A 22,943-nucleotide genomic window follows, 5' to 3' on the forward strand; every position below is an offset into this window, starting at 1 on the left:
AATATGCCTGGCGGCGATAGCGCGGCGGTCCCACCTGACCCCATGCCGAACTCAGCAGTGAAACGCCGTAGCGCCGATGGTAGTGTGGGGTCTCCCCATGTGAGAGTAGGGAACTGCCAGGCTTTAAATACAGTAGAAATCCTCAGCGAGAGCTGGGGGTTTTTGCGTTTTAAAAGGGATATCCTATGGATTTCAAGATGCACCGCGACGGCAAGGGAGCGAATCCGCAGGGGCATAGCGAACGATGTGACCGGGATGAGTGAGTGCAGCCAACAAAGAGGCAACTTGAAAGATAACGGGTATATTATTTATTTACTTATTCCCTTTAAGAAACAAATAGTTTATTTAGTAGTCTTAAATAATTAAAATATGTTGTAGTAATAGCAGGCATAAAAAAATAATTTAAATGGCTTTTTGAACTGATGGGAAAAAATGAATCATGTTATCCTAAGGTTAGTCGAGCATGACAAAAATCTCTATATATTCATAAACATCATTGAGCCGGTTATTAACAGACTTTAATGAGTTCGAATATCTGTTGAGTATTACCATGAAAGAGATCAGTTAATAACATCGATAGAGATCGCTATTTACCCCACTCATAGAACCTGCTAATAAACTATATTGACTGATCTCCATCAGTCAACGTTGAACACACTTTACGCATTGATTCACCCTTTAATTCGACTTTAATACTCCCGTGAACCAGTCTGTCCAGGATCGCATCAGCGTGTGTGGCATCACCTATCATTTGATACCATTTCTCAATAGGAAGTTGGCTTACCAGCAACACTGAGCCCCGTTGATAGAACTGATCGACTATCTCCAGTAGGTCACTGCGTTGATCTGAGGTCAGTACCTCCAGACCCCAGTCATCCAGGATTAACAACTGACTACGGCTCAGTTTATTTAACAGCCGGGGATAGCTTCCATCACCATGGCATTGTCTGCAAAGCTCCAGCAAGCCCTTTAAGCGGTAGTAATACACGACATATCCCTGGCGGCAGTAATGCCGCCCCAGCGCACAGGCAAGATACGTTTTCCCGCTTCCCGTTGCCCCTGTCAGCAGCAGATTCTGGCAGTGTTTTAACCAGTGCCCTTGTGACAAGCTTCTGACCTGCGATTTTTCCAGCCCCCGGCTGGCTCTGTAATCCAACGCTTCCAGTTCTCCCCGAAGCCGGAAGTGCGCCTGCTTGATGAGCCTGTCGGCTTTCTGGTTTTCACGGTGAGTCAGTTCCTCCTCAACAAGCAACAATAGACGTTCTTCGAAGCCCAGTTCGTTATACGAAGAAGGCAACGAAACTTGCTGGCGCAGGGCATCACGAAAACCGGAGAGCCTAAGACAAGTGAGATGTTCATAAAGGGTATTCATCAGGCATTTCCTTTATCAGTGGTAATAATGGCTGCCACGCACATTATCGTGGTCAAGTTCAGCAAGGGGATCCGAGGCCGGTGTTGGCACAATGGCGTGTTTATCCAGTCCTTTTTCGAGAATGGATTTGAGTCCTTTCAGCCGATAAATTCCCGTGGCCTGCGCACGCTGGCAGGCCTTGTCGAGACGGGCATAGCCATAACGTTTGTATAATCCTATCACGCCAAGCACATAACGATATCCTTGCTCCGGATGGGAGCGGGTCTCCAGAATATGGGTCACATAGGCTTTGACGTGCTCTCCTGCCATGGAAGCCCATTCAATCAGGCTTTCTGGCGTCCATTTCCCCTGATGGCGGTGGGCCGCTGGCATATGTTTTTCCTGGGTGCTGTAACCAGAGTGGCGTTGCCGGGGATGGATGGCGACGACCTCGCCATGATGATACAAAGTGACCAATTCGTTGCTGATATGCGCTTCCAGTTGTTCCCGCATCAGCTGATAGGGGACAGAGTAATAATGTCTATCGATATCAATATGATAATCAACATGTACCCGGACTTTTTTCACCTGCGTGTACTGATAAGATTGTTGGGGTAAAGGATTTAGCGCAGGTTTATCCAGTTGCTCGAACAATGCCTTGCGGGAGTCTTTGCGTTTTTGCATCGGCTTTTGGTTCAGGTTTTCAAGCAGTTCGGTGATGCGCTGGTTCAGTGCCTGAAGCGTGAAGAACGTCTCATAGCGAAGTTTGCCCATGATCCAACGCTCAACCACCTGAACCGCCGACTCCACTTTTGCTTTGTCTTTGGGTTTGGCCGGTCTGGCCGGTATCACCGCAACCTGATAGTGAGCCAGCATCTGCTGGTAAGTCGGATTGATATCCGGATCATAACGGCAAGCCCGGGAAGTACTGCTCTTCAGATTGTCAGGGACAACCATAACAGGTGTCCCCCCGAGGTAATCAAAGCAGCGAACGTGGCTCATGACCCAGTCTTCCAACGTCTGGCTCCAGGTGGCTTCCGCATAGGTGTAACTGGACGCCCCGAGTGTGGCGACAAAGACCTGGGCCTGACGATATTCGCCAGTGTCAGGGTTGATAACGGGCAGCGTAGGGCCGCAATAATCAATGAATAACTTTTCCCCGGCTTTATGCACCTGACGCATAGAGAGCGATAGGGTTTTTGTCCAGGCTTTATACAGTCGGCAATAGTGGTTATAGCTGTAATGCCCGCCCGGATGGCGTTCGGCATACTCTTCCCACAGGAGTTGCAGGGTGACGGTTTTGGCCGACAGCGCTTTATGCACCTCTGCCCAGTCCGGCAACGTGTACTTCCTGAGCTGGACTTTCGTTTTTAAAAACTCACGCTTGAGCGTGGCGTCATTCCAGTGCGCAGGTAACGGCCACTGGGTGATCCCCAGCTGAGCAGCGCGGTTGGCATAGCGTGAGACGACGGAAGGCGAAATAGCCAGGCTTGGTGCAATCTGCCGGTGAGTGAGTTCAGCACCGTATTTCAGGCGGAGTATCTCTTTCAGTTTTCTCATAGTGATAGTCGGCGTTGGCATAGTCATCCTGGAGGTCAGTTGAAATAGCCTCAGGATAGGTGAAAGACAACCTATGAGCAGGGAGAAAATCCCATTAATGGAGCTCACCCAATAACATTGGAGCACAAAAGTGATCTCCATCGATGTTATTAGGTGATCTCGTTGGATGGTATTAGATGATCTTGATGAATGTTATTGGGTGATCTGCTTGGATGAAAATACCCATCTGTTTTAGAGTCTGTAATTTGAATTGTGTAATTACCTATTTTTTCTCTTTCCATTCTTATTATTAGCATCTGATTCAAATTAGCTTCTTATTATAAGAAAAGTTCATATTCTAGTATTGAAGATAAATCTTATAACTCAATATTAATAATAAGAATATTTTATCAATTAGTCTTGTTGCTTTTTTAGAATGTATTGTTTTTAATATTGATAGCTTGTAATTTGACTTCTTATAATTTTGCCTTTTTGTTTTGGTTTTCCTCATTTCTACTGAAAATATCATTGATTTTTAATATGTTTCATTCCATTTTTAATTTAATTTACCTTATTGTTTTTTTATATAAAAAATATAATTTAAAGTATTTTCTGTTATAAATACTGAAAATTTATTAACTATTATCATGTTGAACATTGTTGTAAGACCAAAAATGAAATAATTTCAGCTTACTTGTAAATCCTCGACATTTTGTTAATACTTAGTTAGATTTAGCTATCTAGAAGTCTAAGCGTGTAAATGGATAAAAAATCGAGGTTATAGCATGCCAATTTGTATACCGGATGAATTACCCGCAGTGAATTTTTTACGAAACGAGAATGTGTTCGTGATGACATCTACTCGTGCAAATATTCAAAATATACGTCCACTAAAGGTATTGCTGCTTAACCTGATGCCAAAGAAAATTGAGACTGAAAATCAATTTTTAAGATTACTATCCAATACGCCTTTACAGGTAGATATCCAGCTATTGAGAATAGATAACCGAAAGTGCAGGAATACGCCTGCTGAACATTTGAATAACTTTTATTGTGATTTCGAGCAGATAAAACACCAAAACTTTGATGGTTTAATTGTCACTGGAGCGCCATTGGGATTAGTTGAATTCGAAGATGTGGCATATTGGAAACAGATTGAAAGAATAATTAGTTGGGCAAAGGAACATGTCACTTCTACCTTATTTATTTGTTGGGCTGTGCAAGCCGCTTTGAATATTTTGTACGGCTTACCGAAGCTTACCAGAGAAGTAAAACTATCAGGTGTTTATTATCATTCTACTTTGGAGCCTTTAGCATTATTGACTCGCGGCTTTGATGAATCTTTTTTTGCGCCTCATTCTCGCTATGCAGATTTTCCTGAGCAGGTTATTCGTGAACATACTGATCTGGATATTCTTTGCAGTTCTGAGGAGGCGGGTGTGTATTTACTGGCGAGTAAAGATAAGCGCATGGTATTTGTTACTGGTCACCCGGAATATGATGCTGGAACGTTGGCTAGTGAATATTTACGCGATTTGGCAGCAGGTTTGGAACCCAAGATCCCAATAAATTATTTTCCAGATAATAATCCAGAAAGAAAACCACTGGCATCATGGCGTAGTCACGGGCATTTATTATTTTCCAACTGGCTAAATTATTATGTGTACCAGATCACGCCATATGATCTTACCTACATGAATCCAACATTGGATTAATATCTTTATAAATGGCTGAAATTCAGCCATTTAACCCTTCTGATTTTTTCTACTTTCCTGTTATTAACACCTATCAAAATATCGCACTTTTTGTAGTTTATCTTATATAACAAAAACTTAACCAAATGATCTTATAATTTATGGAATTAATTTCTCTAATTTAAAATTGGTAATTTGCAATATAACTAATTGTTTTTCATAGAATAAAAATAAATTTTTTAAAAAATGGAAATCGTTTTTGATTTATTTTAAATTTCTATTACTCTTATTCAGGTGTGGTTTAAAATGAGGATGAATGAATGACGCAGCAAACTTTAGCGACTGAATTATCGTTTATTAAACGATTTGGAGCAGCAGAGCAGGAGGTTTTGATACCTGAGGCGGTAGATTTTCTGAAAGATCTGGTTGTTCGGTTTACTGATGTACGGAAAAAATTGTTAGTCGATCGGGATATTTGGCAGAAGAAAATTGATGATGGTGAATTGCCTGATTTTATTTCGGAAACCAGTTCCATTCGTGAAAGTGAATGGGAAATTCAAAATATTCCAGCGGATCTCCGTGATCGTAGAGTAGAAATCACTGGACCAGTAGAACGGAAAATGGTTATCAACGCTTTGAATGCTAATGTAAAAGTTTTCATGGCGGATTTCGAAGATTCCTTAGCGCCAGCTTGGGATAAGGTGATTGAAGGGCAAATCAACCTGCGTGATGCGGTTAATGGCACAATTTCTTACGTTAATGAGCAGGGTAAACAGTACCAGTTGCAATCAGATCCCGCTGTTCTGATCGCACGGGTAAGAGGGCTTCATTTACCGGAAAAACATGTTATCTATCAGAATGAGCCCATTGCCGGTGGATTGTTTGATTTTGCGCTCTATTTTTACCACAACTATAAGCAATTGCTGGCAAAGAGGAGCGGCCCCTATTTCTACTTGCCAAAGATTCAGTCTTACCACGAAGCTCAGTGGTGGAGTGATGTATTCAGTTTTGCAGAAGATCGTTTTGAGTTACCGAGAGGCACAATCAAAGCAACAGTATTGATTGAAACTCTGCCGGCTGTATTTCAGATGGATGAGATTCTTTATCATCTTCGGCATCATATCGTCGGCCTTAATTGTGGCCGTTGGGATTATATTTTCAGCTACATTAAAACACTGAAAAATCATAGTGATCGGGTTCTGCCTGATCGTCAGTCTGTCACAATGGATCAACTTTTCCTCAGTGCTTATTCCCGTTTGCTGATCAAAACCTGCCATAAGCGCGGAGCATTTGCGATGGGGGGAATGGCTGCTTTTATCCCCAGTAAAGATATTGAACGCAACAATTGGGTACTAGATAAAGTCCGGGCGGATAAAGAGCTGGAAGCACGCAATGGTCATGATGGTACATGGATTGCCCACCCAGGTCTTGCCGACACGGTAATGGAAGTTTTCGATAGGGTCTTGGCAGAGCGGCAAAACCAGTTAGATATTTTCCGTGAAGAAGATGCACCGATTACCGCAGCTCAATTACTGGAACCTTGCCCAGGCGATCGTACTGAAGAAGGTATGCGGGCCAATATCCGTGTAGCGGTTCAATACATTGAAGCGTGGATTTCAGGAAATGGCTGCGTTCCTATTTATGGTTTGATGGAAGATGCTGCGACAGCCGAAATTTCCCGGACATCCATTTGGCAATGGATTTATCACGAAAAATCATTATCTAACGGTAAAAAAGTGACAAAAAGTTTGTTCAAGCAGATGTTGGCAGAGGAAATGGAGGTTATTAAGCAAGAAGTTGGAGAAACACGTTTCAGTCAAGGGCGATTTAGCGATGCGGCCAAGTTGATGGAGCGCATTACAACTCAGGACGAGCTGATAGATTTCCTGACGTTGCCGGGATATCAATTGCTTGATTAGAGTCCATCCCATTAGGGCTACTGAGAGAAGTTTGAGCAACGAATAATAACAAAACACCATATCCGATTAATTTAATAAAGATAGGAAGTAGAAGTTATGACAATCTCCAGAACTCAACAAATCGCTCAGCTGGAACAAGAATGGAAAAGTGACCGTTGGAATGGAATTATCCGTCCGTACAGTGCGGAAGATGTGGTTAAATTACGTGGTTCGGTTAATCCAGAACATACATTGGCACAGCTTGGTGCTAAAAAACTGTGGGAATTGCTGCATGGCATGGCAAAGAAAGGCTATGTCAACTCATTAGGTGCATTGACGGGTGGGCAGGCATTACAGCAGGCAAAAGCGGGTATTGAGGCGGTTTATCTTTCTGGTTGGCAGGTTGCGGCTGATGCTAACACTGCATCCAGTATGTATCCTGATCAGTCCCTGTATCCGGTGGATTCAGTCCCGGCGGTGGTAAAACGCATTAATAACAGTTTCCGCCGGGCAGATCAGATTCAGTGGGCAAATGGTATTGGTACTGATCATCAGGAATATATCGATTATTTTCTGCCAATTGTGGCGGATGCGGAAGCAGGATTTGGTGGTGTTCTGAATGCTTTTGAATTGATGAAAGCTATGATTGAAGCGGGTGCTGCGGCTGTTCACTTTGAAGATCAACTGGCAGCGGTGAAAAAATGTGGTCATATGGGCGGTAAAGTTCTGGTTCCGACACAAGAGGCGATTCAAAAATTGGTTGCTGCGCGTTTGGCGGCGGATGTTTCTGGCGTACCTACCCTGTTGATTGCTCGTACCGATGCTGATGCAGCCGATCTGTTAACCTCTGACAGTGACACTTATGACAGTGAATTCATTACTGACGAACGGACTGTTGAAGGGTTCTTCCGCACCAAAGCGGGTATCGATCAAGCGATTAGTCGCGGTTTGGCTTATGCGCCGTATGCTGACTTGATATGGTGTGAAACATCAACACCTGATATTGAAATGGCCCGTCGTTTTGCTGAGGCGATTCATGCTAAATATCCCGGTAAATTGTTAGCTTACAACTGTTCTCCATCGTTCAATTGGAAAAAGAATCTGGATGATAAGACTATTGCGCGTTTCCAGGATGAACTGTCAGCAATGGGTTATAAATTCCAATTTATTACTCTGGCGGGTATCCACAGTATGTGGTTCAACATGTTCGACTTGGCGCATGCTTACGCGCAGGGTGAAGGGATGAAACATTATGTGGAGAAAGTACAGGAAAGAGAGTTTGAATCAATTAACCGTGGTTATACTTTCTCTTCTCATCAACAGGAGGTTGGCACAGGTTATTTCGATAAAGTCACAACGATTATTCAAGGGGGAACATCGTCAGTAACCGCATTGACAGGTTCCACAGAAGAGCAGCAGTTCTGATTGTTGTATTTCTGATCCTATTCAGCCTGCTTATTGCAGGCTGAATATATTGAGGAGTTGCGATGGAGATAGATTCAGCACATTTGATAGCACAAACCATTTTACAGGGATTCGATGCACAATATGGTCGCTTTCTGGAAGTGACTTCAGGCGCACAACAACGCTTTGAACAGGCCGACTGGCACGCTGTACAGAAAGCTATGAAAAAGCGTATCAATCTTTATGATCATCATGTTGGGCTGGTGGTTGAGCAGCTTAAATGTATACATGGTGCTTTTGGATATGATGAAGAGTACATTACCAAGGTAAAGGTTGTTTATACCGGTTTATTACCGGATTATCCCCGGTTTGAAATTGCCGAGAGTTTTTTTAATTCTGTTTATTGCCGTCTATTTGAGCATCGCAATTTGACACCGGATAAATTATTTATTTTTACCTCACAGCCTGCACGTAGATTTCGGGATATTCCTCGGCCATTATCGCGTGACTTTTTCCCTAATGATAATCTTGCGTTAATGTTACGGACAATTCTTAATGATCTGCCGCTGCGTTTACCTTGGGAAAATCTGGAAAGAGATATTTATTATATTACAGACTATCTACAACAGATATTTCCAGTCGGAGAATTATTACAGGCAACTTTTCAGATAGCTAATGAACTGTTTTATCGTAACAAAGCGGCTTGGTTAGTCGGTAAGATCCGCATGGGCGGTCAAGTTTATCCTTTCTTATTGCCGATCCATCATAACGAATCTGGGGGGATCTTTATCGATACCTGCCTGACTGATTATGCTGATGCTAGCATTGTATTTGGTTTCGCCCGTTCCTATTTTATGGTTTATGCGCCTTTGCCTGCGGCTTTGGTTGAATGGTTGAGAGAAATTCTGCCTGCCAAATCAACGTCTGAACTTTATATGGCAATCGGCTGCCAGAAGCATGGTAAGACAGAATATTATCGGGAATATCTAGCGTTTATTACCTTCTCCAAAGAGCAACTTATAATTGCTCCCGGTGTTAAAGGGATGGTGATGTTAGTGTTTACTTCGCCTTCATTTGATCGCGTCTTCAAGGTGATTAAAGATAGATTTGCGCCGCAGAAAGAGGTGACTCAGGAGCGGGTACAGGAGTGTTACCGTCTGGTCAAGGAGCATGATCGTGTGGGGAGGATGGCCGACACACAGGAGTTTGAAAATTTCGTTATTGATAAAGCCCGCATCAGTCCTGAACTAATGGCAGAGTTGCAGAAAGAAGTGCCAGAAAAGCTAGAAGATTTGGGTGATAAAATCCTGATTAAACATCTATATATGGAACGGCGGATGACACCGCTGAATATCTATATGGAACAGGTGGAAGAGCAGAAGCTGAAAGATGTCATCGAAGAGTACGGTAATGCGATTAAACAACTTGCAGCAGCGAATATTTTCCCTGGAGATATGCTGTTTAAAAACTTTGGTGTGACACGGCATGGACGAGTAGTGTTCTACGACTATGATGAAATCTGTTATATGACAGAAGTTAATTTTCGAGACATACCGCCACCGCGTTATCCAGAAGATGAGCTTGCCGGTGAACCGTGGTATAGCGTGGCGCCAAATGATGTTTTTCCTGAAGAATTCCGACATTTTCTTTGCACTGACAGTCGTATTCGCTGTTATTTTGAAGAGATGCATAGTGATTTATTTAAAGCAGACTATTGGCGGGCGTTACAGGAACGGATTAGAAGTGGTCATGTGGAAGATGTGTTTGCGTATCGCCGCAAACAGCGGTTCAGTCAACGTACTGAAATAGAAACTTACTCTATTGTCAAAGTTTCAGCCTGATTTTATTGGGAATTGGCGATTGCTGTCAGTAACCGCCATTTTCACCAATAGTTAATATTATTATCCTCATTAAATTATTTTTCTAAATTAAATATAAATTAATTCCTATTTGTTTTTATTGTGTGGGATGTGAATATTTCTAATAAAAATAAACCTGGGATTCTATATGAAATATATTTCTTATTAGGAAGGCATAATTGGAATGTGAGTTAAAAGCATATATTTAATAATTTCTTTAAGAAATAAAAATAGATCCACTTATTTGTGGAGGTTCTATAATTTTATAGAGTTTGGGAATCAAGGATTTTTAGCCACGGCTAGCGGTTGTAAAAAGAATTGATATTTTTGACTCTAAATTAAATACATGAAAATTCTCATATAACACACATATAACTTCTTGGAAGTATTTAAGGATATAATAATGGCTAGTGTAATTTTATACGGTGATAAAATCCATATTAAAAATAACTATCTTGGAAATGGTGGTTATCTGGATACTAATGGTTATGCAACCGCGCAAGGCGCAAAATATAACGTATACACGGCTACTTCGCCGACTCGTGCTCCGGGTACCGGTACGGGTACATGGCAAATTTTGTCTGCGAGCGGAAAAGGCGTAGGGGAAGAGATTTACAGTGGTGATATCGTGTTTCTTTTCAATCTTTACCAGAATAATGGGGGATATCTCGGTACTAATGGTTATGCGCCATCACCTGAACTCTATAATATTTATACATCGGATAAAGCAGCACGTCCGGTTGAGACCCTGACATGGTACATTTTTTCAGATACAACCAATGGATATGATGGTAAAGTTCGTGAAAGTGATGTTATCCGTTTTCTGAATGGTTATAATAGCGTACGTGGAGGATTTCTTGATACTTGTTTCAATGCTACTGCTGCTGGTGCATTATATAATGTATATACTTCACGTCTTTCTAATCGAGGTAACGGAACAGGCACTTGGAATTTATCAAAAGCGATTTAATCAGGATGATACTCATCGATTAGTGTTCTATTAACTAATTCTCCTATATATAAGAGTCCGGGAATATAATTATTTTCGGATTCTTTATCTCATTTTCTATTGATATTATGTCTAAACTAGTTAAATAATTTTGTTGCTATTCTATTATATTGCCGCTAATATTTTTAGCGGAATGGTAAATTAAATTTATTGGTCTGAAAAGACAGGGCACGAAAAAATCAATGCCCTGAGAATCATATGATAATTTAAGAAAAAGAATTAACGAATCCCGCCATATTCTTTACTGATCTCTTTTGCTGCCCGGATCACTAAAGCACCAAGTTCAGTGATGCGATCATCAGTGATCCGTGAGACTGGGCCAGAAATAGAAATAGCGGCAAAGGCTTGATGATGCTCATCATAAATACAGGCAGCAATACAGCGCAGACCTAAAGCATGTTCTTCATCATCGAACGAATACCCTTGTTTACGTGCCTGCTCCAGATTTTCTTTTAAACCCGAAGGAGTTGTCTTGGTATGTTGCGTATAAGAATGTAGCCCTTTTTTATGCAGTAATTGAACCAGTTGGTTATCTGATAATGTTGAAAGGAATGCTTTACCCGCTCCGGAAGCATGCATAGGCAACTTACCGCCGATAGGGGCGGACATTCTCATCAACGCATTACATTGTACTTGATCGACAATAACCGCTTCATATTCACTGTGATCAAGAATCGCCAAATTAACGGTTTCACCGGAATCTTCCATCAAACGGCGGAGGATCGGGTGAATGAGTGCCAATAAATTTCGGCTCTGTAAGAAACTGCTGCCGATAATAAAAGTGTGTGAACCGATAACCCACAGCCCTAAATCGCCAATCTGACGGACAAAACCGTGCTGTTGCAAGGTGGTCAGAAGACGGTGAGTGGTAGAATTTGGTAATCCGGCTTGTTGGGCTAAATCAGTCAGGGCGATACCGCCGGGTGAATCGGAAATATATTCCAAAAGAGTCAGACCGCGACTTAATGACTGTACTTGCCCATTAGCAACAGCATTATTCGCCGTAATCTTAGTTTTTTTTGTTTTTTTACTGGTAACGGCAGTGCTCATCGAAATACCCTCTGAATAATAAGATGGAATTCATTTTCATTTCTCATTATGGACGATAAACCTGAAAAACACTCATCCGATGTGTGGAAAATGCCACCTATCATTGAGATTTAAAGAAATTTCAAAATCTTGCCCAGAATCTATAGGTAACGCTGGCTTAGGACTTTTAGCAAATATGAGCCGGATGTACAGGAGTGGCGAATGGTCAGTAATCGCATACTTTAGTTACCTGTTGATCGCTACTTTTCCGGGTTTGCATTTCTTATCGCTTCGTGGGTTTATGTGTACTAGATCAAATTTTGACTTATATACCCGTTATCTTTCAAGTTGCCTCTTTGTTGGCTGCACTCGCTCACCCCGGTCACATAGTTCGCTATGCTCCCGGGGATTTACTCCCTTGCCGTCGCGATGCATCTTGAAATCCATAGGGTATACAGAGATATGTTACATCGCATCTACTCTTTTTATCATTTCTATTGCAACAGCCATAGGTATGAATAGTTTGTTCTTTGTCTGAGGAAATTCTTCAAAACCTACGTTCATATACAGTTTTTTGGCTATGTTGTTCTTAGCATCGACGATAATCATCGGGATGGGAATAGATTTTGACGACTCTATAGCTTTTCGAATTGCATCTATAAGCAAGATTTCACTAAATCCTTGGCGTTGAAATGGTTTATTTACAGCCAGTCGACCAATAAGTGCGCAATGTAGTGTTGAAGGGTACTTTTTCGATATTTTTTCTGGTAGTTCGTCTAGTTCTACCGTGCATAGAGCCAGGGAATAGTATCCCTTTATTTGAGATCCATTTTGACTACTTATAAGGACGAATGTTCTTGATAAGTCCTTTTTATCATGCTGTCCCGATACTGCTTTCAAGTAGTTGTTTAGCGCAGGTTCACCACAATCAAAATTACTTCTATCGTGTTTGTTTTTATTTAAACATTCTATCTTCATCTGTTATTGTTTCCTTATGTCTACGAGCAGCACGAAGGAAACGTTCATTTACCTTGACCGGTTTTTCCAATGCATGGACAAACGCCAATGCATCTTCTTGACACAATTGAATACGCATATTTTGTTCAATAAGTCTTTTTGCCTCTGCTACAGCAGCATTGGCAATAAAGCTATTCAAACTTGCATACCCTGATAATGATAACGCTCTTTCGAGTAACTCTTTGGTCTCTGAACTCACCCTTGTGGTGATTCTTTCATTTGCTAACGTGGCCATAAGCCTTACTCCTACCGCATTGCGGTTATTAGTTCTTTAGTTATTAGTTCACTATAGATATCCACTACTCGCTTACATTGTTTATTCGGAGCTAGGGGAACATATTATTTGGTGGAATGCTAAGCTTCCTCCATTGATGAATTTAATATCGATTTTAACAAAAGTCAATATGTGTGCCAAAATGATGTCACATTGTGAGACTAAACAAGCCATATCAATATAGAACAAAAATCATCAAAATTCGGGCATGCAGAGTTGTTAAAGAGTGGTACGAAACTACATTTAGCTGTTGTACTAGCTCAGACTTGAGCTAACAGCTATCAAGAATGGATGTCAGATTAAGTTTGGTCTGGTGTAGTTTATGATAGTTAATTCATTATAAATGCACAATATTATTAAAATAGAAATGGTTTCCTATCTGTAACTGACATTATTGGTTCAGTACGATATAAACTGGAATTTCTGTTATCTAGGTAATCTTCGTGGAGTAGAATAATAAAATATTTTTAGGAATTGACTCATTATATTAATGGTATTTTCTTGAAAAGAATATGTAAATAATACCTTGATGAATTTATAGGAAATATGATTTTTATCTAACTATTTTTTGATTATATAATTACAAAAGAGCGTCTGTTATTGTCAAAAATAATGTTTTATATTGTTTTAAATTAGTCTGAGTTATTTGGATTGATTTTCTATATTTTCATTTTAATTATAAAAATATGAGAAAATATTATTAATTATATCAAGAATAATATTTTGTTACTATTTTGTCGGAATGGGAGAGTTTAATGAAACGCATTTTTTTGATTATCTGTTTTTTGGCAACTTTAATTGTTGCGATTATTCAGGGTATCGGTTTGGTACTTCCTGATAAAGTCCCTGTTGAATATTTTAAAGAAAGTGGATTCAAGAATGTGATGAGAATGCTTGGTGTTATTGCTGCGGAACCTCATCCTGCGGCTTCAACACAGCAAGCGTTAGTTCGGGCTTACCTGATTAACGAAATGAATGATATGGGATATAGCGTCACTGAACAGACATTTTATTACACGGCGGATGATTTGGCCTCTCGGCAGAAGAGAATGTATTCAAACTTCAATAGTCAACAACGCCGAGCTTTTGATAAAGAGTTTGCCAGGATAAATACAGGCAACTTTGCAAAACAAGTGGGGGAACAATCAGAATTAACTGGAACGAATCTTATCGCAAAGTTGGAGGTTCCTTCGCCAGAAGGAACTTTATTATTCGTTTCACATTATGACAGTGTTAGAACTGCGCCAGGAGCCAGTGATAATGGTATAGCCGTCGCCTCGGTACTCCAATTAATGCGGGATCTTGCTAAAAGAACGGATATAAAAAATAACGTTATATTCTTATTCTCTGATGCTGAAGAGTTGGGATTACTCGGTGCGCATCACTTTGTTAAGAATATTAATGAGATCGCTACTCAACCAATAGATGTTGTTTTTAATTTTGATGCTCGGGGAAATAATGGCGTGCCACTCTTATTTGAGACATCGGCAAAAAATCTTGCTCTTGTTTCAGAATGGAATCGGAATGCTTATAAGCCAGTAGCTTTTTCATTTAGTCCCATCGTGTATCAAATGTTGCAGAATAACACAGATTTTAGTGTCTTTCTGAATAGAGGGTTTACCGGGATGAATTTTGCTACGATCTTGGGTTATGAGCATTACCACCGTATGAGTGATACTGTTGAGAATCTTAACCTTGGAACTTTGTGGCGATATCAGCGAACGATTCGGGATTTGGGAGCGCATTTCGCGGTAAAAGATGAGATTAACTTGTTTAAAGAAAGTGTAGATGCAGTTTACTTTCCTGTGCCCTATATTGGGCTTATTATCATATCTATATTTTCCGCTTTCGTTACAGGTATTTTAACATTTTTACTCTCTATCTCATTAGCGATAAGAAATATATGGTTTTCATCTTCACGCCGAACTGTATCAAATATCCAGAGCATTTTAAGGATACTTGCTGGATTATTTAGCCTTGTCGCAGCATTAGTTGTACCCACAGCATCTTATCTTATTACATTACCTGTTTTGCTGTTTTTATTAACGGATTTGATGTTGAGGGAGTTCAATAAATTTAGCGTTGCGTTGATTTTATTAATTATCTGTACTTACATTACATGTATTCTCTATGTTCCAATTATATACCTTGTTTCTGTCGGATTACATGCTCCTGTAGTGGGGAGTGCGCTCGCTATTCTGCCAATGCTTATTTTGGGATTTGGTATAGCCAGTCTTTGGAAGCGAATAACTTAATTCTATAAAATTAGTCGTTATAATTAAAGTTAATATAAAACCAGTCATAGAGTAAGAGAGCAGAATGGCTGGTTAATTTCATAAACTAAATAGTGGTAATGATATAATTCATTGGTATTAATAATTTTGCCATGTAAAGTATCTAAGGAAGTAATATAAATAGATTTGTGAAAATAATGTTGGTAAATAATTTTTTGAATATATTTTCAAATTGATTCATGAATAAATTTCATTTTTTTTATGTGTTATTTAAACTAAGATTATCTCTTATTACTATTAACTGTTTGTTGTTTTATGTGGTTATAGCTTTCTATCAATATTGTTTCATGTAAATTCAATACATTTAAAATTGATATTTTATTATTGATTTATAAATTATTTATTAATATTTAAATGGTATGATTTACATTTGAAACTAAATTTTTCTAATGTGTAAAATAATTTTTCCAGCAAATAATTTATAAAATAATATATGTTCCTTGCTTTATCTATAGCCTGTTACTAAGAAAGTATAAGGGGCTTTTATATTGGTTAATAAAAAATTAGAAAATCACTAATAACCCGGCGATATGGACAAGCATTTGACACTTATCGCATTGAAAATAAAACTTTTTTGGCGGATTTATCGCCAATGCCAGTCACCGGAGCGTGATGTAGTTATTGGGAGCATATAGATATGAAAAATAATATTAATGGTAATCATTTTAAAGTGGCTGGCAATTTTCTCTGTAATTATAAAGTTTATCAGGGAGATAGTAATGGCAGAGTTGTTATATTGTTACCTGCTATTGGTGTGGAAATCAGGAAATATGACGCTTTAATACAACAACTGGTAAAAGAGGGGTTTCAGGTTGTCACTGCTGATATGCCAGGTTATGGAGACAATCAACCTAAACCAAGTCGAAAAAATGACTATAACTATTCCGATCTGTTGCAGGATTATCTTCCGGCAATGTTAGACAAGGCTGTTGAATTAAATAGACATAAAATTCCTATTGTCTTTGGTCACAGTCTTGGAGGACATATTGCGACGCTCTTTGCCAGATCAACTAACAGGTCATTTTCTCTGTTTTGTGTGGCAACCGGGAACGTATGGTATAAGAATTGGCAGGGAATGGGGAGGGTACAGATAATAACAGCAGCTATTATTTTTAACATTCTGACTGCGTTATATGGTTATCTCCCTGGGAAAAAGATTGGTTTTGGCATAAGAGAAGCTAAGGGGTTAATGCGGGACTGGTCCAAAACTGCTTGTACGGGAAATTATGATCATGTCCGTGCTTATAAGGGGAAGGAGAATAAAAATTTATCCAAGGCTATTTATATCTGTTTTAAAGGAGATAATTGGGCTCCGTTAAAGTCTACTCAGGTATTAGCAAGTCTTATACCTAATGCAGAAGTTAGGGAAATAACTTTGTCTCTCAAAGGTAATCCTCACAGTGCCTGGATTAAACAGCCAGGAGACATTATTGCAATCATGAAAAGAGAAATAATGGAGAATAGCGATGATTAATACATTGAAAATTCTGCGTTGGGAATTTCTAGGATTGTTCTTTATCAGTTTATTTCTGACCTGGCAGCTTGAAAGTTATATAAATTGGTGGCAATTTATTTTGTTATTTTTTCTGATTGATATTATTGGCTACTACCCAGGGCGGATCTGGAGTTTACTGAATAAAAAAGAAATTCCTCCTGCTGCTTTTTATACCTTTTATAATATTTGCCATAATTTATTCACACTCAGTGTGATTAGTTTGCTCTGGATCTGGTTCTTTAAGGACAATTACAGCGTTATTGCACTGTTTGTTCATATCTGCCTGGATCGAGGTGTACTGGGAAATTTTCCTAAGTTATCTATTAATATATTTAAGCAGCCCACTGTTCATTGAAGTAAATCATTATAGAGAGATAACTTATTTGGGGAGGCATTTATATTATGAATTTAATTAAACAGGCATCGGAAGTAGAAATGCGGGCAAAAGATTGGGGCTTGGATGAATGGTTCACTGAACAGATAAATGTTGAACAAAGAAAAAGAACCCATTATGCCAATGATCCTAAATTAACCTATTTGCCGGGTGATTTACGGGAGTCTCTGATCAGGGAACTTTCTTTTAAATCGATTTCGGAATATGAAGCAACGAAAGCATTATTGTTACTTGCAGATAAGGCTCCTGACAATATCAACTTTGATTATATGCTGACTCAGATATTTGATGAAGGTAGACATGCTAAATTATTCAGAGAACATCTGGTCAGAATAGGCTTTGCGGATATCGACAATGTGGCCGGAAAAATGGAAAGCCTCTTACGAGGAAAAATGACTAATATGTTGGAAACATTGAGAACTTATTTCGATGAGTGGGTGGTGTTGAAAAATGACTACATTGCAGGCGTGTTAATCATTACGGTTGTTCTGGAAGGCGTGCTTGCGCCAACGTCAGAGCTCAGCGAAATCAAGTGGCGCCCTTTTGATATTGTCGCCGCCGAGACACAGGCCAGAGCCAATGCTGATGAATTAAGACATCTGACAGTGTGTGCAAATATCGTCAAGATGGCACTCGAAAATGATAGTTCTCTAAAGCAATCGGCTCTTGAGTGTATAGAAGAAGGGCTGGCGTTATGGAACCAGGTATCTGTTGATGACTTGTTTGTGGAGCGTGAAATGTTCTATCAACGGGGTATGCAGCACCACTTGCGCTTGATTGAAGGTTATGAATTAGTGCCTGGAATGTTGTTGTCCGATTCTACGGTGGAATCTCGTCTTGAGCTATCTCATTCCTTGGTTGAACAGATGCAGCAGTCACGCCTTAAATACATGGGCTTAGTGTAGATATTGGCCTTATTCAGCAGGTTGTTTGAATAGGTTAAGGAGAATTAAAAATGACAAATATTGTTGAAGAACTCAGGAAGAATAGCGGGAAATACCAACATTTGACACCAGATAGATTGAAAAGATTGTTATTGGGTTCTGAAGCCGCTTCACAATGCCTACGTTTGATGGCTCAATCCAATATGGATGGGCTTCATCAAGTCGGTAATACTATCCGTGAAGCCTCTGCATGGCTTCCCGCTGTTGGTATTGCCTTAACAATGCATAATCATATTGTACTGGCTTGCAGTAAATTTCCTGACATATTCGAAGACAGCAACGTATTATTGAATGAAGTTATGGCATCAAAAGCGTTGGTTGCTTCCGCTTTTGCAGAAGGTGTGCCTGGAACGAATATTTTTATACCATCGCTTAAAATGCATTCTAAAGAGGGAAAGTTGTTTGTTAATGGTTCTAAGAAACCTTGTTCCTTATCTTCGATTGCTGACTATTATGTGTTATCGGTCTGCGATACTGATAATAATAATGATATGAGGATAGTATTGGTTTCTAAATCGGATCAGAATTTTAAGGTTATTCCTTTCTGGCGACTGGGGATTATGGCTGAAAGTGATAATCAAGAAGTTAAATTTTCGGATACCGAAGTTTCATTAAAACGACTTTCTCATTATAAAGGGATTGAACAACAGATGCTGCTTTCCTGCGGTTTATCACTATTTAATTATTTTGCCGCAAATACTTATTCTGGAATTCTTGATGGGCTGACTCGTTTTATTCCTGAGAAAGTAGTAGAACAGCAACCAATTAAATATACCCTGACCCAAGCTGATTATAAGATTAATGTTATTCTCGGTCAGATGATGATTATTGCCTTTTATGCTAGCCAGGATGAAAATGCCGTCCATAAGATTCTCGCGTTACGTTATACCTTGGAAAAGATCCTTGAGGAAACTGCCAGTTTCATATTCCGATGTTGCGGTGGGATTAAGGTAATGACAACACCGGAAATTATGAATTTCTATTTGGCAGTACAGTTATTTAAATTTCATCCGATAGGAGAATTCCAAATGATTAACCAGATCATGCAGCAAACTTAATTACTTCTAGAATCACCTATTTATCACTCAAGGATTTTCCCATGCTGTTTACAGCATGACTTTGTGCACCTAAAAAAAGAGAGAAAACTATGTTTGTTAATCAATATCGTGAGAGTTTATTGAATTCTGTGGGCCTTGAATTGGATATCAAGTCTGCTCAAGATAACCAGCTTACATTATCGGATGGCCGGGTTGTTAAGGATTTTTTGGCTCAATATGGTGCTCTGCCATTTGGACATAATCCTGATTTCGCTATCGCTGAAATTGACAGATTCACTAAAGATAAAGAGCCTATTTTCTTTCAGCCCAATATTCACAAAAAGGTACGGCTATTGGCTGAAATGCTTGCAGAGCAAATAGATAAGGAAAAATATACCCACTGTACTTTTACTAACAGTGGTGCTGAAACAGTAGAAGCTGCGATTAAATTTACCCGTCTGTTTACTGGCAGAAAGCGTATTCTGAGTTTGCATCGCAGTTTTCACGGTAAAACCTATTCGGCATTATCCGCTACGGGATCAAATCGATTTAAAGCCGATTTCATTTACGATGATAAATTATATGAGCAGGTTGATAGCGAAGATTTAGATGAAATAAAAAGAAAGCTGGAGGGCCGGGAATTTGCTGCATTTATCATTGAACCGGTGCAAGGAGAAGGTGGAATGAAAGTGATTCCACCAGATACGTTGTCCAGTATTTTGGCACTGTGTAAAGACAATGGCACATTGTCAGTATTTGACGAAGTTCAGACGGGTATCGGTAGGCTTGGGGCATTTTGCGCGGCCACGCTCTATGCTTTGAAACCGGATGTTATCCTGTTTTCTAAAGCGCTGGGGGCAGGTATCTCGCCGATTGGTGCGATGTTGTATTCAGATGAGCTTTATTTATCCGAGTTCGACAGGAAACATAGCTCCACTTTTGCCAATAACGTTCTAGCCGCAACGATGGGGATTGCTGTTATCGAGCATCTGACTAAAGATGATGGTAAGGCGTTAACCCATATTCAAGAAGTCAGCCGTTATGTTGATGAATGTCTTGAACAATTGTCTGCTAAACACCCGGAGCATTTTTACTGGCAAGGGGCTGGGTTGATGCGTGGTCTTGAAATACAGGACAGCAAAGCGGCTTCCAACATATTTATCAATTTCAGTCAAAGAAGCGGGGGCCTGGCTTATATCATTTGTAGTTTCTTGTTGAAACATTATGGTCTTTTCACCATGCCGTTAATGTCTCGTCCTTGTTCTGTACGTTTTGAGCCACCGCTTAACGTTTCCAAAGAGGATATTAAGACGTTTTTCACGGCTTTTGATGAGATATGTCAACTGGTTGAGAATGGACGATATGACATTCTTTTTTCACACTTGATAGACATACCGGTTGCGGAGCTTCCACCCGCTTCGGTGAGTTATCCCATTTCAAAAAATAACAACTTGGCCCAGATTAAAGCGCCTATCCCTGGATTGATTGAGGGTAAGAAATTCGCTTTCTTGATTCATACCACTTCGGTCAATGAGCTCGCTCATTCTTATTGCTTGTCAATAAAGGAGAATTACACGCTGGAGCAGCAGAAACAGCTCGGTAATTGGATCACGCAGGTTTCCTCGATTGATTTTAATCCGGATATCGCGGTTGAGTTTGGTGTCGAGAGTTCAACGGCATATGCCAATGGCATGCTCCTTTTCTCCCCCATCAGTCCCGAAGATATGATGGCATTGTCGGCGAAAGAACGGGCGGTATTGATGAAGGAATATCTTGATGTGGCAGAGAAAAATGGCGCTGAAATTGTTGGCTTAGGTGCTTATACCTCGGTTATTACTAATGGTGGTAATAGCTTGGTGAATAATCGGCAGGGTCGGATATTGACTAATGGCAACTCTCTGACGGCGGTGGCGGTGATTGAGGGGATACGCTCAATGTTGACTGAGAATGCATCCCGGCAAACATTGGCGGTAGTGGGCGCCAGAGGCTCCGTAGGCAGGCTTTCAGTCATTGGTTTAGCTCATAACTTTGGCCGGATTATCTTGGTTAGCCGCCCCAATAAAGCACGCGTATTGCTCTCTGAACTGACCAAGGCGCTTCTCTCCGCAGTGTTAAGGACTCATGATGTTATCCAGCCAGATTCGGTCATGGATAAGATGAGAAAATGGCTTGTTAAACAAAATCCGGGGGTGACAGATGCACAAATATTACATCAGCAAGTTCTTGAAGTTGTTGGTACCTTTGGTTTGGAAGCGATAGAGAGTTATGAACATTCTTTGAGTCAGGCTGATTTTATTGTTTCGGCAACGAGTGAAGGTAAGCCTTTCTTGAATACACATTACTTGAAAGATTCTGCCATCGTTTTTGATGCGGCCAGACCTTTCGATTTCATTCGTGATGGCAACCGTCAAATTTACGAGGGGGGATTGGTCTATCAGCCTGAGAAAGTGGCTTATAGCGATTGCAACGTGATCGATGTACCTGCGGGGGTAAATCTCGCCTGTTTATCAGAAACTATCGCTGTAGCGCTTGAAGGGGTAAGTGTTCATCAAAGCATCGGTAAATCTATTGATTATAATGATGCATTGGCGATTCGGGATATTGCGAGGAAGCATGGGTTCATCCCTGTCCAGTATTCCCGAAATAATCAAGGTGAGCGTTATGAGCATGTTGCTTGATGCTCCCCAGATTATTGCTACCGGGAACGCTCAAGATGTTCTTGGCAACAGTCATCTTAGAAAAGTGCTTTGCTATGCAAAGCACCCGTTGAGTAGCCTGTTGTTCAATAGTGAAACATATTGGTTTATTAATCAAAAGGGGGCTATTGGTTTCTTTCAGGACAAAAATCTGCATATGTGTGTAGGCGGTATTTTGGCTCCTGGCGAAGAACGAGCTGCACTTTTGCACTCTTTTCTCAACTTCACCAGAGAAAAGCGGGCTTTCCCGGTTTTTCTGCACGGTGATGAGAGCGATTTTGTGTTGTTGAAAAATAATGGTTTTTCTGTGAACCAGCTTGGCGCGAGTTATTCATTGAGCCTTGATGGATATGATATGAAAGGTAAACGGTTTCAGCAGCTTAGAAATAAAATCAGTAAATCCAGAAGAGCGGGGATTTCCGTTCGAGAGATCTGCTCGCAAGAGGAATATTATCGATTTAAACCACAACTAGAACATATTAATCAGCTTTGGCTGAAAGAAAAACACGCGAAGGCCCTGAAAAAATTGGTGATTGATTTCAATACGGTGGAAGTGAGTTCAGGCCAGCACAGAGTCTATATTGCAACACAGGGAGAACAAATTCAGGCATATATTGTTTATAGCTACACTTGGGGGGAGACATCGGGATGGTTTCATAATCTATCTCGAAAAAAACCGGATATACCCGACGGCACTATGCAATTTATTAATGAAACGGCGATTAATGACTTCCTGAAAGAGGGCGTAGTTTCCTACCTTCATTTGGGCTTCACGCCTTTGGTGGAGTTCGGCGAGGAAGGATACTTCAATGACTCGGCAATCTTTTATAAAGTTGCCAAATGGTTGTCATCAAAAGGTGGAATTGTTTATCCTGCTGCTTCTCAACGTCAATATAAAATGAGTTGGCGTCCGTCGTTAATTGAACCGGAATATATTGCTTTCCCCAGAGGAAAGGCCATGAAAGCATTATGGTCAACATTGCGAACGACTAATAGTATCTAAATTATA

At 40.2% G+C, this 22,943-nt stretch carries 17 protein-coding genes and 1 rRNA gene; 13 read left to right on the forward strand and 5 right to left on the reverse strand.

Annotated elements, in window-relative coordinates:
* Positions 1 to 6: 6 nt before the first annotated feature.
* Positions 7 to 122 (forward strand): 5S ribosomal RNA (gene rrf, locus AACQ83_RS09950).
* 497 nt (positions 123 to 619) lie between these two features.
* Here rrf and istB read toward each other — a convergent pair.
* Complete coding sequence (gene istB, locus AACQ83_RS09955; RefSeq protein WP_112877349.1) at positions 620 to 1,372, reverse strand: IS21-like element helper ATPase IstB; 753 nt, start codon at positions 1,370 to 1,372, stop codon at positions 620 to 622.
* 15 nt (positions 1,373 to 1,387) lie between these two features.
* Positions 1,388 to 2,932 (reverse strand): IS21 family transposase, encoded by a 1,545-nt coding sequence (istA, locus tag AACQ83_RS09960; RefSeq protein WP_112877351.1) that lies wholly within the window; start codon positions 2,930 to 2,932, stop codon positions 1,388 to 1,390.
* 743 nt (positions 2,933 to 3,675) lie between these two features.
* Here istA and metA point away from each other — a divergent pair.
* The 5 genes from metA to AACQ83_RS09985 all read left to right on the forward strand — a co-directional run bounded on the left by metA (position 3,676) and on the right by AACQ83_RS09985 (position 10,715).
* On the forward strand, positions 3,676 to 4,605 hold the full coding sequence (gene metA, locus AACQ83_RS09965) for a homoserine O-acetyltransferase MetA (RefSeq protein WP_112877353.1): 930 nt from the start codon (positions 3,676 to 3,678) through the stop codon (positions 4,603 to 4,605).
* Between the two features lie 299 nt (positions 4,606 to 4,904).
* Complete coding sequence (gene aceB, locus AACQ83_RS09970) at positions 4,905 to 6,503, forward strand: malate synthase A (RefSeq protein WP_112877355.1); 1,599 nt, start codon at positions 4,905 to 4,907, stop codon at positions 6,501 to 6,503.
* Between the two features lie 96 nt (positions 6,504 to 6,599).
* Positions 6,600 to 7,907, forward strand: a complete 1,308-nt coding sequence (gene aceA, locus AACQ83_RS09975) for an isocitrate lyase (protein WP_112877356.1) — start codon at positions 6,600 to 6,602, stop codon at positions 7,905 to 7,907.
* Positions 7,908 to 7,969: 62 nt separating this feature from the next.
* On the forward strand, positions 7,970 to 9,727 hold the full coding sequence (aceK, locus tag AACQ83_RS09980) for a bifunctional isocitrate dehydrogenase kinase/phosphatase (RefSeq protein ID WP_112877358.1): 1,758 nt from the start codon (positions 7,970 to 7,972) through the stop codon (positions 9,725 to 9,727).
* A gap of 421 nt (positions 9,728 to 10,148) precedes the next feature.
* Positions 10,149 to 10,715, forward strand: a complete 567-nt coding sequence (locus AACQ83_RS09985) for a hypothetical protein (RefSeq protein WP_049583005.1) — start codon at positions 10,149 to 10,151, stop codon at positions 10,713 to 10,715.
* Between the two features lie 258 nt (positions 10,716 to 10,973).
* Here the strand turns inward: AACQ83_RS09985 and iclR are convergent, their stop codons facing one another.
* The 3 genes from iclR to AACQ83_RS10000 form a co-directional block, all read right to left on the reverse strand.
* Positions 10,974 to 11,804: a glyoxylate bypass operon transcriptional repressor IclR gene (gene iclR / locus AACQ83_RS09990; RefSeq protein ID WP_112877360.1), complete on the reverse strand. Its 831-nt coding sequence runs from the start codon at positions 11,802 to 11,804 to the stop codon at positions 10,974 to 10,976.
* Between the two features lie 444 nt (positions 11,805 to 12,248).
* A complete protein-coding gene (locus AACQ83_RS09995) occupies positions 12,249 to 12,761 on the reverse strand; it encodes a GNAT family N-acetyltransferase (RefSeq protein ID WP_112877362.1) in 513 nt (170 codons plus the stop codon).
* Positions 12,739 to 13,035, reverse strand: a complete 297-nt coding sequence (locus AACQ83_RS10000) for a type II toxin-antitoxin system TacA family antitoxin (RefSeq protein WP_112877364.1) — start codon at positions 13,033 to 13,035, stop codon at positions 12,739 to 12,741. The genes AACQ83_RS09995 and AACQ83_RS10000 overlap by 23 nt, the downstream gene beginning before the upstream one ends.
* Positions 13,036 to 13,829: 794 nt before the next feature.
* Between AACQ83_RS10000 and AACQ83_RS10005 the strand changes: the two genes are divergently transcribed.
* The 7 genes from AACQ83_RS10005 to AACQ83_RS10035 all read left to right on the forward strand — a co-directional run bounded on the left by AACQ83_RS10005 (position 13,830) and on the right by AACQ83_RS10035 (position 22,937).
* The gene (locus tag AACQ83_RS10005) at positions 13,830 to 15,329 is read left to right on the forward strand and encodes a M28 family metallopeptidase (protein ID WP_112877366.1); all 1,500 of its coding nucleotides are present in this window, start codon (positions 13,830 to 13,832) and stop codon (positions 15,327 to 15,329) included.
* A 676-nt stretch (positions 15,330 to 16,005) separates the two neighbouring features.
* Positions 16,006 to 16,842, forward strand: a complete 837-nt coding sequence (locus tag AACQ83_RS10010) for an alpha/beta fold hydrolase (protein WP_112877368.1) — start codon at positions 16,006 to 16,008, stop codon at positions 16,840 to 16,842.
* A complete protein-coding gene (locus tag AACQ83_RS10015; protein WP_049583001.1) occupies positions 16,835 to 17,218 on the forward strand; it encodes a hypothetical protein in 384 nt (127 codons plus the stop codon). Before AACQ83_RS10010 ends, AACQ83_RS10015 begins: the two co-directional genes overlap by 8 nt.
* A 47-nt stretch (positions 17,219 to 17,265) precedes the next feature.
* Entirely contained in the window at positions 17,266 to 18,162 is an 897-nt protein-coding gene (locus tag AACQ83_RS10020; protein ID WP_112877370.1) for a hypothetical protein, read from the forward strand.
* Positions 18,163 to 18,212: 50 nt separating this feature from the next.
* Positions 18,213 to 19,259, forward strand: a complete 1,047-nt coding sequence (locus tag AACQ83_RS10025) for an acyl-CoA/acyl-ACP dehydrogenase (RefSeq protein ID WP_112877371.1) — start codon at positions 18,213 to 18,215, stop codon at positions 19,257 to 19,259.
* Positions 19,260 to 19,348: 89 nt separating this feature from the next.
* Complete coding sequence (locus AACQ83_RS10030) at positions 19,349 to 21,916, forward strand: aminotransferase class III-fold pyridoxal phosphate-dependent enzyme (RefSeq protein ID WP_112877373.1); 2,568 nt, start codon at positions 19,349 to 19,351, stop codon at positions 21,914 to 21,916.
* Positions 21,900 to 22,937, forward strand: a complete 1,038-nt coding sequence (locus AACQ83_RS10035; RefSeq protein WP_112877375.1) for a DUF2156 domain-containing protein — start codon at positions 21,900 to 21,902, stop codon at positions 22,935 to 22,937. The genes AACQ83_RS10030 and AACQ83_RS10035 overlap by 17 nt, the downstream gene beginning before the upstream one ends.
* Positions 22,938 to 22,943 lie beyond the last annotated feature (6 nt).

It is taken from the genome of Photorhabdus sp. S10-54, assembly GCF_963878145.1.
Lineage (GTDB): Bacteria > Pseudomonadota > Gammaproteobacteria > Enterobacterales > Enterobacteriaceae > Photorhabdus > Photorhabdus kayaii.